This window comes from Nitrospina sp. 32_T5 (assembly GCF_052156635.1).
GTDB lineage: Bacteria > Nitrospinota > Nitrospinia > Nitrospinales > Nitrospinaceae > Nitrospina.
Window position 1 is genome coordinate 419,224 of record NZ_JBQKUO010000002.1, and the last position, 12,126, is coordinate 431,349.

The 12,126-nt window shown below is 56.6% G+C and carries 12 protein-coding genes; 3 read left to right on the plus strand and 9 right to left on the minus strand.

Features of this window, described 5'->3' with window-relative positions:
- Positions 1–147 precede the first annotated feature (147 nt).
- Positions 148–462 (minus strand): hypothetical protein, encoded by a 315-nt coding sequence (locus ACTRW9_RS06780; RefSeq protein WP_442428764.1) that lies wholly within the window; start codon positions 460–462, stop codon positions 148–150.
- A gap of 230 nt (positions 463–692) precedes the next feature.
- Between ACTRW9_RS06780 and ACTRW9_RS06785 the strand changes: the two genes are divergently transcribed.
- Together ACTRW9_RS06785 and ACTRW9_RS06790 are read left to right on the plus strand one after the other, a co-directional pair.
- A complete protein-coding gene (locus ACTRW9_RS06785) occupies positions 693–977 on the plus strand; it encodes a hypothetical protein (RefSeq protein ID WP_442425789.1) in 285 nt (94 codons plus the stop codon).
- A 57-nt stretch (positions 978–1,034) separates the two neighbouring features.
- Positions 1,035–1,481 carry a DUF1841 family protein gene (locus ACTRW9_RS06790; protein ID WP_442425788.1) on the plus strand — a complete coding sequence of 149 codons (447 nt, stop codon included), beginning with the start codon at positions 1,035–1,037 and terminating at the stop codon, positions 1,479–1,481.
- A 3-nt stretch (positions 1,482–1,484) separates the two neighbouring features.
- Here the strand turns inward: ACTRW9_RS06790 and ACTRW9_RS06795 are convergent, their stop codons facing one another.
- From ACTRW9_RS06795 to fliD (ACTRW9_RS06825), 7 genes are all read right to left on the minus strand, one after another.
- Positions 1,485–1,688 (minus strand): hypothetical protein, encoded by a 204-nt coding sequence (locus ACTRW9_RS06795; RefSeq protein WP_442425787.1) that lies wholly within the window; start codon positions 1,686–1,688, stop codon positions 1,485–1,487.
- 74 nt (positions 1,689–1,762) lie between these two features.
- The gene (sucD, locus tag ACTRW9_RS06800; RefSeq protein ID WP_442425786.1) at positions 1,763–2,632 is read right to left on the minus strand and encodes a succinate--CoA ligase subunit alpha; all 870 of its coding nucleotides are present in this window, start codon (positions 2,630–2,632) and stop codon (positions 1,763–1,765) included.
- Positions 2,629–3,789, minus strand: a complete 1,161-nt coding sequence (sucC, locus tag ACTRW9_RS06805) for an ADP-forming succinate--CoA ligase subunit beta (RefSeq protein WP_442425785.1) — start codon at positions 3,787–3,789, stop codon at positions 2,629–2,631. Before sucC ends, sucD begins: the two co-directional genes overlap by 4 nt.
- A gap of 238 nt (positions 3,790–4,027) precedes the next feature.
- Positions 4,028–4,459: a flagellar export chaperone FliS gene (gene fliS / locus ACTRW9_RS06810; protein ID WP_442428765.1), complete on the minus strand. Its 432-nt coding sequence runs from the start codon at positions 4,457–4,459 to the stop codon at positions 4,028–4,030.
- Between the two features lie 46 nt (positions 4,460–4,505).
- Positions 4,506–6,131, minus strand: coding sequence for a flagellar filament capping protein FliD (fliD, locus tag ACTRW9_RS06815; protein WP_442428766.1), 1,626 nt, complete (start codon positions 6,129–6,131; stop codon positions 4,506–4,508).
- Positions 6,132–6,489: 358 nt separating this feature from the next.
- Positions 6,490–8,265: a flagellar filament capping protein FliD gene (gene fliD, locus ACTRW9_RS06820; protein WP_442428767.1), complete on the minus strand. Its 1,776-nt coding sequence runs from the start codon at positions 8,263–8,265 to the stop codon at positions 6,490–6,492.
- 305 nt (positions 8,266–8,570) lie between these two features.
- Positions 8,571–10,190, minus strand: coding sequence for a flagellar filament capping protein FliD (fliD, locus tag ACTRW9_RS06825; protein WP_442428768.1), 1,620 nt, complete (start codon positions 10,188–10,190; stop codon positions 8,571–8,573).
- Between the two features lie 211 nt (positions 10,191–10,401).
- Between fliD (ACTRW9_RS06825) and ACTRW9_RS06830 the strand changes: the two genes are divergently transcribed.
- Positions 10,402–11,091: a ribonuclease H-like domain-containing protein gene (locus ACTRW9_RS06830; protein WP_442428769.1), complete on the plus strand. Its 690-nt coding sequence runs from the start codon at positions 10,402–10,404 to the stop codon at positions 11,089–11,091.
- Between the two features lie 15 nt (positions 11,092–11,106).
- Here the strand turns inward: ACTRW9_RS06830 and ACTRW9_RS06835 are convergent, their stop codons facing one another.
- Positions 11,107–12,102, minus strand: a complete 996-nt coding sequence (locus ACTRW9_RS06835; RefSeq protein ID WP_442428770.1) for an AAA family ATPase — start codon at positions 12,100–12,102, stop codon at positions 11,107–11,109.
- Positions 12,103–12,126 lie beyond the last annotated feature (24 nt).

Here is a 12,126-nt window from a genome sequence, read left to right on the forward strand (position 1 = left end):
AATTAATTAGCCCAATAATTTCAAGGATTTAAATTAAATTCAGGAGGGGGGAAGGTGTTCCCGGAGCAACTGGCTCTGCGCCAGTTTGCAGGGTTTTTTAGGACCAGAGGTGAACTTTTGTCCCTTCAGGCTGTCCCCCGGGGCGACTCACCCCTTTTGTTGCTGCTTCGACTGGATTTCATTCAGGTGGGCAAACGCTTTCTCGAGGAACTCGTTTACAGCCTTGTCGTTTCGGAACTTGAGCGTGGTTTTGGCCAGGTCGGTATCGTGATACAGTTCGTAACGCATGGTTTCCCCATCCTGAAACTTGACCACGTCCACGGTCCACTCCAGTTCGGTGATGTCCTCCGTGGGGAAGTTCACCGCCGTGACCCCCAAATTCCCAACGCGGTATACAAACTGAAGACCGCCGTTTCCACTCGGCTCCGTACGAGTGAGCACGAGGTTTTCCTCGGTCAGCATAAGGGCAAGGCTCCTGTTAGCGATTCTTTATGGTTTGCAGGCGGTTTTCTGCAACAAAAACCTGTGTTAGGATAGGCTTCCGGCTGGCCGGAAACTCCAGAGTACCCAACATACCAGACATGAAGCCTTCAGGTAAAGGCTTCATCTTTTTTGGATATACAAATTAACACAATCCTTTTCTCCACACAGACATCTTAACCCGGAAACTAAATACATATTGATAAAGGTTTATGGAACCAATTGAACTGAACGATCCAGCAGAGATCCAGCAATTCCTGAGTAAAGTCCGGCTGACGGGCAAGGGTTTCACCTCCGATGCGCTCTTGGGAGACGTATTTGAGGCCGGGCTCGACTACCCCGACTTTTTAAAGGCGGAAGGGGAGGACCCGGACGCGAGTTACGATGGCAAGTCTCCGGCCTGGGCCAAATACCATGTCCGTCAGGGCAAACGGGTCTTCATGGTGTACGGTGCCGCGGGACGCGAGCGCCGCTCCCATTTTTCTGAGACCCCTTAATTTATTATTCCATCCGGGTCCCCTGTCGGGATAAACACCGGATTTGAGAGCGAACTTATGAAATTCGACAAGGAAACGCAGGAACGCATTCTCCGCGTTGCGGCCGACCGAAACCAGGGTAAGGACATGGAAGAGGTGGACGAAAGTATCGCCTACATCATGGACATGCACCCGGAGTTCGACCAGGCCTGGGAAATGGGTGAGATGGCGGTATACCCGCAGGAGATCGATGGCAAGGTGGTCAATCCTTTTGTCCACACCGTCCTGCATGTCGTCGTGGACCAGCAGATCCGCGACGAGGCGCCGGACTTCGTGGCGCAAGCCTACAAGGACCTGGTGGACATGGGCATCGACCCGCACGAGGTCTTGCACCACCTCATCTCGGTCTACGCCGATTTGTATTTCACCACGTTTCGCCGCGGCGACAACTTCAGCAATCTCGATTACCAGGAACGCATCAAGAAACTGGTGCAGGCCGCCAAAGATGGGATGCAAGAGGGGTGACCGTCACTCCGACTGACCCGGCTTCAACGGCTCGTGGCAGACTTCGCAGTGATCGAGTGTGTAGTCGTTGATGTGCTGGCAGACAGGGCAGTCGAGTTCCTTGTCCTCGGCCTTCGGCGGGTCAAACGGCGTCAGGCACTTTTCGCACCACGCGGTTTTATTGATATTGGGCGCCCCGCAATTGGGGCATTCGAGAGTGTAGTTCATACCCCTTGGGATGCAGGCCATCCCAAGGGGTTTTTTTTTTAACGGATTTTGCGGAAAAGAGATGCAGGTGGGGCTTACAGGCACTTGGCGATGGTTTTGCCGATGTCAGCGGGGCTTTTGACCACCTTGATGCCGCACTTTTTCATCACCTTCATTTTGCCTTCCGCCGTGCCCTGGCCACCGGAGATGATGGCCCCGGCGTGGCCCATCCTGCGGCCCGGAGGCGCGGTCTGTCCCGCAATGAAACCCACCACCGGTTTGGTGATGTGTTTCTTGATGTAATACGCGGCTTCATCCTCCGCCGATCCACCGATCTCGCCGATCATGCAGATGGCCTTGGTCGCCCGGTCTTTCTGGAACAGTTTCAATGCGTCGATGTAGCGGGTGCCGATGATGGGGTCGCCGCCGATGCCCACGCAGGTGGACTGGCCGATGCCCATCGCCGTCAACTGGCCCACGGCTTCGTACGTCAACGTACCGCTTCGTGAGATGATGCCGACGTTGCCTTTTTTGTGAATGTGCGCCGGCATGATGCCGATTTTGCACTTGCCGGGGGAGATGACACCCGGACAGTTGGGACCGACGAGACGTGAGTCGGAATCCTGAATGTACCGGTACACTTCCACCATGTCGTAAACCGGAATGCCTTCGGAGATGCAGATGATCAATTCGACGCCCGCATCCGCCGCCTCGAGGATCGCGTCCGCGGCGAACGCCGGGGGCACGAAGATCATCGATGCGTTGGCTTTGGTTTTGTCCACGGCCTGCTTGACCGTGTCGAATACCGGAACGTTGTCCAGAACCTTCTGTCCACCTTTACCGGGGGTCACACCCGCCACCAGCTGGGTGCCGTATTTCTGGCACTGCTCGGCATGGAACATGCCTTCGCGACCGGTGATGCCCTGAACCAGCAACCTTGTGTTTTCGTCTACGAGAATGCTCATTTTATTGCCTGTACGACCTTTTTCGCGGCGTCTTTCATACCGTTGCCGACGATGAAGTTGATATCGGATTCATTCAGAATGCGGTGACCTTCTTCCATGTTGGTGCCTTCCATGCGGATGACGACCGGAATGCCCACATTCAATTTCCTGGCGGCAGCGACCACGCCATTGGCGAGGATGTCGCAACGCAGAATACCGCCAAAGATGTTGATGAAAATCGCTTTGACCTTGTTGTCGGAGAGGAGGATGCGGAACGCGTTCTCGATCATCTCCTCATTGGCGCCGCCGCCGACATCCAGAAAGTTGGCCGGCTCGCCTCCGCTGTGTTTCACGATGTCCATCGTCGCCATGGCCAGTCCCGCACCGTTCACCATGCAGCCGATGTTGCCGTCGAGCTGAATGTAGTTGAGGCGGAACTTGGAGGCTTCGATCTCGTTGGGATCTTCTTCATCGAGATCGCGCATCTCCTGCAGGTCGGGGTGTCGACCCAGCGCGTTGTCGTCGATGTCGATCTTCGCGTCGAGCGCCAGCAGGCGGTTGTCGCCGGTGACGACCAGCGGATTGATCTCCAGCATCGACAGGTCTTCCTTCACGAAACACTGGTACAGGTTGATGATGAAAGGAATGGCCTGCTTGAACACCTCACCTTCCAGGTTCAATGCAAATGCGATCTTGCGGGCGAGGTAAGGCTTCACGCCGATGACGGGATCGATGCGCTCGACGATGATTTTTTCCGGTGTGGCCTCGGCGACTTCTTCGATCTCCATGCCGCCCGCCTCGCTGGCCATGATCATGACCTGGCTGGTTTCGCGGTCGAGGATGAGGCTCAGGTACAACTCGCGAACGATGTCCATGCCTTCTTCAACCAGCACCTTTTTGACCAGACGTCCCTCCGGTCCGGTCTGGTGCGTGACCAAAGTCATGCCGATGATTTTGCCGGCGTGCTGTTCGGCTTCTTCCGGACTTTTGGCGAGTTTCACGCCGCCGCCCTTGCCGCGTCCGCCTGCGTGGATCTGCGCCTTCACCACAACAGGCGTGGTGCCGATCTCCCGGGCTGCCGCTGCGGCTTCCGATTTGTCATGAATCAGAATGCCACGCGGGACCGGTACTTTGTATTTCTTGAAGAGCTCTTTGCCCTGATATTCGTGAATTTTCATGGTTCAAATTGAAAGAATTAAATAGGTATCCAAATGTGGGAGCCGCTTTGTACCACAGGTTTTCGCAGGTTGTCAAAAAAAAGCGGGGGGATTGGAATTCAAAACGGCAGGAGGAACGGGACGGCTCCTCCTCAAACCGGGCGCGGGAATACCCGCGCGCGCGAATGGACGGAAGGATTTCTACGAAAAAAGGGCAGGGGGCAATGCAAGGAAAGGATGGAAATTTGGCTGTGCGCCTTCAACAACGGGCGGCGAATCCGGGTTTGGCGTTGCTGGATCCGGCGGTTTCTGTTTCTTCCGCCGGGTTCAATATCTGGTCCCAGGCTTCGCGCAGCGGCGTCATCACCCGCAGGATCGACTGCAGGGCGGCTTTGTCGTTTTTGATGTTGGCGTGCGTGAGTTGACGCAGAATGAACTGGTACAAACGTTCCAGGTTGCGTGTCACCTCGCCGCCTTTGTCCGTATCCAGCGCCACCATGAGTTCGTTCACGATATCCCGCGACTTCTGAATGTATGCGCTTTTGTGCGCGACGTCGTTCTGGTCCATCGATTCCATCGCCATGGTGACAAAGCGTATGGCCCCGTCGTACATCATGAGAATCAACTTGCCCTGGTTGGAGGTGGAAACCTCGTTGATCTGGTATTGATTGGGTCCCTGGTTCCGTGCCATGAATTTGCTCTCCTGTTATTCTTCGTGATGTCCGCGTTCGCTGTTATTACTTGCTCAAAAGGCTCGGCAGGTTTGCCAGGGACGACTCGACGGCCCTTCTTTGTGAGTCGAGTTCACCCAAAAGCTGTTCCAGCCGGATAAATTCTTTTTTGATGTTTTCTTCAAACAAAGCCAGCCGGTCATCGAGCCTCAGGATGGTTTCGTTCAGGTCCTCGATGGTTCCGGTGGTGGTGTTGATGTCGCCCTGAAGCGGGCTGTTCAGCGTGGTGTCCGTGTTGAAGGTCACGATGCGGTTCAACTTTTCGGCCACACCCAGGGACACCTCGATCGTTCCCTTGCTGCCGTCCACGGCCAGTTCGGCGGGGGTGATGCTGAACACCAGGCCTTCCGCCGTGGTGCCCGCCGCACCGATGAAAGTGTCGCCCGGGCCGGCGACCGCGGGAGTGAACGTGGATTCCCCCACTTTGCGCAATTCCGGCACTCCGCCGGTGACCTGCAACTCAAAGGTGCCTTCTTCTGTAGTGGAGGCCGCGCTGCCGAAAGTGACGTTCGGGTTGGATGCCGAACCGCTGTTGATGAACAGGTTGATCACACCGGTGGGATCGGAAGCCAGTGCCGAACTCAGTTCGGCTTCGTCCAGTTCCAGCAGGCCGTCGTCCCCGGTCCTGATACCGACCTGGGAAAGAAAACTGAAGGAGGTGCTGAGTCCCTGCACTTCACTGGAAACCAGCCGTGCCAGCGACTGCTCCAGGCTGCGAACGGAAACATTTCCGAACAGGGGACCCGCTTCCAGCGTGTCCGAATCGAACTTGGCGTTTTGATTCACGAAGGCGCGGATCGCATTGTACTGCTCGACAAAATCATCCACCTTGCCGCGAATGGCTTCGGTATCCTGCGTGATTTGAATGGTGCCCGGTCCCAGGGCCTCGAGCGACAGGGTCGTCCCCGTCAGGACGTCGCTCACGATATTGGTACTGCGGGTATAGGAGATGCCTTCAAAATTGAACAGGGCGTCCTGTGAAGATTGGGTGCTGGTGAAGGTTTGGTCGTCGAATCCAAAAGTTCCATCGAAAAAGGCAGAAACGGTCTGGCTGGCGCCGGTCTGGTTTCCCTCAATGACGATGCTTATGGGGTTTGCACCAGCACCGTCATCCACCACTTTGGCTGTGACGTCCGCCGTCGAGGCGTTAATCTTATCCACCACCTCCTGCACCGTATCCGTGCCGGTGATCGTGATGTCGGTTTGAACTCCGGCTACGGTAATTTCCAGTGTGCCTCCGAATACTGAGTAAGATGCTGACGCCGAACTGAACCGTTCGTCGGATTGCACAATTCCCTTGCGGGCCAGCTGGTTGACGTCGATGCTGTAATTACCGAGCGGGGAATTGAGGGTGGTGGTGACCCCGACGCGGGCGTTTTCTCCCCCGGATGTGTCGGCAACAAAAGTGCCGTCGATGGACACCAAACGGTCGCGAACGTTCATCAGCCGCACGGTGCTTTTGAAGCTGTTGAGCAGACCGCGGAACTCCTTCAGCAGGTCGAGCTTTTCCACCTCCAGCTCGCGGTCGGAGACCTTGGCTTCAAGCGGCCGCTGCTGCAATGCAATCAGTTTCTCGACCACTTCCGAGGTGTTGAATCCAGACTGGAGGCCAAATATGGATGTGATGGCCATGACCTTCTCCTTATTTAATCAATCGGCACGGGGTGCGCGCTATCTAGTCATCATATCGACCAAAAGGAAAGGGGACTTTAGAAATAAAGGCGCTCAACTCCTTTTTTTCAGGTAATTTGACCGCTTGCTGAAACGTCGTTGAAATCTTTAGGGTTGGAGGTTTCCAGGTATCGAGGGCAGACCCCCTCCCGTGTTTGATAACACCCTTTCGGATTCTTTAATTAATTTAAAAAAATTAATAAATTTGGGTATTTATGAATAAATAATTAAAGTTTAGTTGAATTACCGGGCCCGGGATGGGAGGGTGAGCGGAGGTAGCAACGACCCATGGTTCGGGCCCGGCAAATCAGGTTGTCCGTCAGCGGTGGAAGTCGAACAGGCCGGTCAGGGTGAACCGGAAATTTTCCATCATCAACCTCTGCGATTCCAACCGGCTCAGGGATTTATCGAGGTTTGCAAACTGGCTCCGGCTGCGTTGTTCGAATTGCTGAAGCTGGCGTGACAGTCGATCGATGAAACGGGTGAGTTCGCCCATCCTTTCATGGACCGTGTCGATGTCCGCTTGAAAGGGTTGGACCGGGTCGCCCTCGTCGGTGACCGCCGTCAGCAGGCGGTTGAGCCTGCCGGCGAACCCGGAGGAAACCACAACGGACCCTTTTTCCCCTTCCTCGACAAGTTCCACCGGGTCGACCCGGATTTGCAGTCCTTCTGCGGACGTTCTAGCCGCGCCTTCAAAGGTGCTGCTGGTGGTTTTGACCGCGGTGCTGGACTCGGACTCACCCACTTTGTGGATTTTCAGGGACCCATTTTGTATTTCCAGTTCAAACACCCCACCCTCCATCCGATCCCCGGCACTGAGGAAGGTTACGTTTGGGTTCGAAGCGGATCCCTGGATGGAAATCAGGTCGAGGACGTTTTGCAGGTCGTATTCCAACGCCTCATCCAGTTTGTCCATATCCAGGGAAAGCGTTCCGTCCTGCTGTACGGTGATGCCGATCTGCGCCAGGCGACTGGACCCGCCTTGCAGCTCCGCCAGTTCGCTATTCAAGAAGTGGCAAAATGCCTTGTGCAGGTTTCGCACGGAGCAAAGGGAGAACAGCAGCCCGGGTTCCCCGGTTTTTCCGTTGTCAAACGCATGGCGGTCGATGAAATTCCTGATCTCATTAAATCTCGCTATGCAGTGCCGGATCTGGACTTGAAATTCATCCATGCCGGTAGCCGGTTTTCCCGGAACGTCCCGTGTGATTTCCCTGATCTTGAGGGTGCCGGCGCCTGGGGTTTGCAAAGTCAGCGTGGCGCCGGGAAGGGCGTGGTCCACCTGGTTGGTAAAGTGGGAGAACGGGGTGTTGTTCATGAGGAAGGAAGCGTCCTGTGCCTGCCGAACGGTTTCGAACGTCTCTCCCCGCCGGGAAATTCCGCCGATGCCGGAGTCAATGAAATCGAGTGCTTTGGTTTCGGACCTGCCCGGCTGGGTGATATTTTTTTCCAGCAGGCCGAAGAGATTGAAGCTTTTCCTGTTTTCCCGAAAACAGGCGGCAACCCCCTGCGCGGCTCCGGTCAGGTTGCCTCCGATCTCAAGGCGGTAGAGCGTGCCATCGCATACGGCCCCTGCCGTGACATTGGCGCTGGATGCACAAATGGCCTCCACAACTTCTCGGAGGGAAGTGTTTTTGGCAATCTCGATCTGAGTCCGTTCGGCGCCCATCTGGAAAACCAGCACTCCCCCCCGGCTGGTGAACGCATCGTCCGGGTCGGCAAGGGCGCGCCTGGAACGAACGATCCCTGCCTGCGCCAGCTGGTGGATGTCAATTTCATAGGTACCGGCCGGAGCCGAATCGCTGACCTTCAGACCGAGGTCCGCGGGACCGTTGGAAATGAATTCGCCCTGTTTTCCGACAACGATGGTTTCGTCCGGAGTGGCGGGTGTGGGCATCGTCACGCAGAGATTTTGAAGAGTGGACTGGAACGACGCGACCAGGGAACCGAGCCGCTTCAACAAATCCAGCCGCCGTTCACAAAAGGTGCGTTCCGCTTCTTTGGACCGCAAACTTTTTCTTCGGAGGGTGACCAGATGCTCCGCCGAGTGGGCGGTATTCAATTTCTGTTTCATTTCCAAAAAGGAAGACAAGTGCATCAGCTACCCCGATTATTCTGGTTGCAAGTTCACTCTCTCCCCCTTCACCCCATTTTTCGGCGGCTTGAAAAAATCCCTTTAGCTCTATTTCAAGTCGATACTACCTATTGGAGGGGTACAAAAAGGCTACAGGCTTTTTGAAACAGATTGGCCAGTCGGAAGTTAAAATAGGTAAAGTCGGGGCCCGGGCGCAATAATATTTTTTTTCAGGCAGGGATTTTTTTTAATCTGGAGGAGCCCGGTGCCCCGGATAGTAAAAGGAGGGGGGCGGATCGCCCCCCTGATGAATGCATTCACCGGGTCAGCTATTTAGAGGATTTCAGCATTCCCGGCAGGTTCGCCAGTGAGGCCTGTACTGCTTCCCGCTGCGAATTCAGTTGCCCCAATATGGTCTCCAGCCGGATGAACTTTTGACGCAGGTTGTCCTCGAACAGCTTCAACCGGTCGTCGAGCATCAAGATGACCTCGTTGAGGTCTTCGATTTTCTCGGTGGTGGCGTTGATGTCGGCCGACAGGGCGCTGTTGCCGCTTTCCTTGGTGCTTGCTGTCAATGCCCGGTCCAGTTTTTCCGCAATGCCGATGGAGACGGTGAGCGTGCCCTTGTCGCCGTCGGTTCCCAGTTCCGCCGGGTCGATGCTGAACACCAGCCCTTCGGCGCTGGTGTCCTGCGCTCCGATGTAGGTGTTGCCGGGACCCGCCACCGCCGCCACGAAATCCGTTTCCCCGGATTTTCTGAGGTGCGGCACGCCGCCGATGACGCGCAGTTCAAACTCGCCTTCCTCCGTAAATTCCGAGGCGCTGACAAACTCGACTTCCGAGTGACTGGCCGAACCGCTGGTGATGAACAGGTTGATCACTCCCTGCGGATCGCTGGAGAGGGCGGAGCTCAGCTTGGCGGAATCGAGTTCCAGCGTGCCGTCGCCGCGGGTGGCAATCCCTATGGTCGACAGGTAGTCCAGATCCCCGTCCAGCCCCTGCACCTTGGCGGAAACCAGGTCGGCGAGGTTCTGCTTCAGTTGACGCAGGGAAGCGCTGCCGAACAGCGGGCCGGATTTCAGGGTGTCGCTGTCAAAAAATGCGTTCTTGTCAATGAACGCCAGGATTTGATTGTATTCCTCGACAAAGGCCTCGACCTTGTCCTCGATTTCCTCTGTGGAGATGCTGATCTGGATGGTGCCCGATCCCTCGGCCTCGAGCGTCAGGGTGGTGCTGTCGATCACGTCGTCCACAATGTTGCTGGAGCGGGCGTACTGAATGTTGTCGAGGGTGAAGAGCGCATCCTGCGCCGCCTGCGTGCTGGAGAAGGTCTGGTCCGTTCCCGGTTCGTTGAACACCGCGGAGACGGCGTTTTCGGCGCCGGTCTGGTTGCCGGTGATGACGATGCTGAAAGGAGTCTGGCCGCTGCCGCTATCCACCACGCGGGCGGTGACATCCGCCGATGAGGCGTTGATCTTGTCCACCACGTCCTGCAGCGTGTCGGTATCGGTGATGGAGATGTCGGTTTGCGTGCTGCCGACCGTGATCTCCAGGGTCCCCGCGTCGTCCGGACTGTAAACGGACGTGGCCGAGGCGTAGTTATCGTCCGACCGCACGATGCCCACCCGGGCCAGCTGGGTGACGTTGATGGCAAAACTGCCGGAGGGGGAGGTGACGCTGGTGATGATACCCACTTTGGCGGTGTCCGTGTCGCCCAGGAAGGAACCCACCTTGACGGTCATCTGGTCGCGGCCGTCCATGGTGCGCACCAGGCTTTTGAAACTGTTGGCATTCTGGCGCAATTGCTTGAACAGGTCGAGGCGCTCGATCTGCAACTCGCGTTCGGAAACCTTGGCTTCGAGCGGGCGTTGCTGGAGAGCAATCAGTTTTTCAATAACTTCGGAAGTGTTGAATCCAGATTGAATGCCGAAAATGGATGTGATAGACATAAATACCTACCAATAAAGGTTAATTTCGCTATCCCTCCCAATAATCTTTTCGGATAAGTTTAAAGAAAGTTTATACCGATATTGGGAAAACTATAAAAAATTTGATTATTTTTCGGGCTGTCCTGTGCGGATACTGTAACTAGTTGATTTTTGAAGGGTTCTGCGGGAAGACTTGAACTGCCGGGGGGCGAAGTGATATAAGGCTGTCACTATGTCCGACCAACTCGATTTGTTTTCCCAGCCCCCGGTGGAAGAGCCGGCGCCTCCCAAACCGCAGAAAGCCAAAGGGCCGCGCGTCCTGTATTTCGATCTGGAGACGCAGAAGAGCGCCGACGAGGTGGGTGGCTGGGGCAACATCAAGGACATGCTGATGGCCGTCGGCGTGGTGTGGGACAGCCACGACGAACAGCACCACGTGTATTACGGCGAAGCGGAGAAAAAAGAGGGGAAGGGCTACACCGACCTCATCGACCACCTCAAGTCCGCCGATCTGGTGGTCGGCTTCAACGTCATCGGCTTCGACTACACCGTCATCCAGGGCGCGGCCAGCCAGCGGCACATCGACCTGCTGGACATCCCCACCTTCGACATCCTCGTCGATTTCATCAAGCTGAAAAACCATCGCATCAAGCTCGACAACCTCGCCGGCTGCACGCTGGGCACGAAGAAGTCCGCCGACGGACTCATTTCACTGCAATGGTGGAAGGAATACCTGGGGGGCGACGCGGGCAAGCTCGACCGGATCGTCGAGTACTGCAAGCAGGACGTGAACGTGACGCGCGACCTGTTCTTATTCGGCAAGGACCACGGTTACGTCGAGTACGACGGCCGCACCGGCCAGCGCCTGCGCCTGGACGTGGACTGGACCGTCGAAACCATCCTCAAATCCCCGCATCGGTAGAACGCAAATCCTTTATCAGGTTTTCACCTCGGCGAGCAGCTTGTCGATGATGTCCTGGGTTTTGATGTTTTCGGCTTCGGCTTTGAAGTTGAGCAGGATGCGGTGCTCCAGCACCTGCTGGCTGACGCTCTTGATGTCCTCGATGGTGACGGCGACGCGGTTGTCCATCAGCGCCCGCGCCTTGGCGGCCAGCACCAGGTACTGACTGGCGCGCGGTCCCGCCCCCCAACTGACCCACTCGGTGATGAACGCCGGCGTCGTGCCGTTCCCCGGTCGCGACGCCCGCACCAGATCGACCGCATAGCGCGCGACGTGGTCCGACACGGGAACCTTCGGCACCAGGTTCTGCAAAGCGAGGATGCGGTCGGCCTCCATGACCACCTCCAGCTCCGGCTTCACCCCCGACGTGGTGGACAGCGCGATCTGCACCTCCTGCTCCTTGGTCGGGTAATCGACGTTGATGATGAACATGAAGCGGTCCAGCTGCGCTTCGGGCAGGGGATAGGTGCCCTCGTGCTCGATGGGGTTCTGCGTCGCAAACACGAGGAACGGTTCATCGAGATGGTACGTGTTCGATCCCACCGTCACCTGGTGTTCCTGCATGGCCTGCAACAGCGCCGCCTGCGTTTTCGGCGGGGTGCGGTTGATCTCGTCGGCAAGGATGATGTTGGCGAAGATGGGGCCGCGGATGAAACGGAAGTCGCGCTTGTTCGTCGCCTGGTCCTCGTACAGGATCTCCGTGCCGGTGATGTCCGACGGCATGAGGTCGGGGGTGAACTGGATGCGGCTGAACTTGAGGTTCAGCACCCTCGCCAGCGAGCTGACGAGCAAGGTTTTCGCCAGCCCCGGCACGCCGACGAACAGCGAGTGGCCGCGCGAGAACAGCGCGATCAGCAGGTCCTCGATGACGGCGTCCTGGCCGATGATGACCTTGCGGATTTCCTTCAGTACCTGGTTTTTCGCGTCCAGCAGTTCGCGGGCGAGATCGAGATCGGGCGTCGTTTGGTCCATGTGGGTCTCTTGAAAGTCAAATGC

Excerpts from the sequence above, each read along its gene's own strand:
- sucD (WP_442425786.1), bottom strand. The coding sequence starts at position 2,632 with ATGAGCATTCTCGTAGACGAAAACACAAGGTTGCTGGTTCAGGGCATC.
- sucC (WP_442425785.1), bottom strand. The coding sequence starts at position 3,789 with ATGAAAATTCACGAATATCAGGGCAAAGAGCTCTTCAAGAAATACAAA.
- ACTRW9_RS06785 (WP_442425789.1), top strand. The coding sequence starts at position 693 with ATGGAACCAATTGAACTGAACGATCCAGCAGAGATCCAGCAATTCCTG.
- ACTRW9_RS06780 (WP_442428764.1), bottom strand. The coding sequence starts at position 462 with ATGCTGACCGAGGAAAACCTCGTGCTCACTCGTACGGAGCCGAGTGGA.
- ACTRW9_RS06830 (WP_442428769.1), top strand. The coding sequence starts at position 10,402 with ATGTCCGACCAACTCGATTTGTTTTCCCAGCCCCCGGTGGAAGAGCCG.
- fliD (WP_442428767.1), bottom strand. The coding sequence starts at position 8,265 with ATGCACTTGTCTTCCTTTTTGGAAATGAAACAGAAATTGAATACCGCC.
- fliD (WP_442428768.1), bottom strand. The coding sequence starts at position 10,190 with ATGTCTATCACATCCATTTTCGGCATTCAATCTGGATTCAACACTTCC.
- fliS (WP_442428765.1), bottom strand. The coding sequence starts at position 4,459 with ATGGCACGGAACCAGGGACCCAATCAATACCAGATCAACGAGGTTTCC.
- ACTRW9_RS06835 (WP_442428770.1), bottom strand. The coding sequence starts at position 12,102 with ATGGACCAAACGACGCCCGATCTCGATCTCGCCCGCGAACTGCTGGAC.
- ACTRW9_RS06795 (WP_442425787.1), bottom strand. The coding sequence starts at position 1,688 with ATGAACTACACTCTCGAATGCCCCAATTGCGGGGCGCCCAATATCAAT.
- ACTRW9_RS06790 (WP_442425788.1), top strand. The coding sequence starts at position 1,035 with ATGAAATTCGACAAGGAAACGCAGGAACGCATTCTCCGCGTTGCGGCC.
- fliD (WP_442428766.1), bottom strand. The coding sequence starts at position 6,131 with ATGGCCATCACATCCATATTTGGCCTCCAGTCTGGATTCAACACCTCG.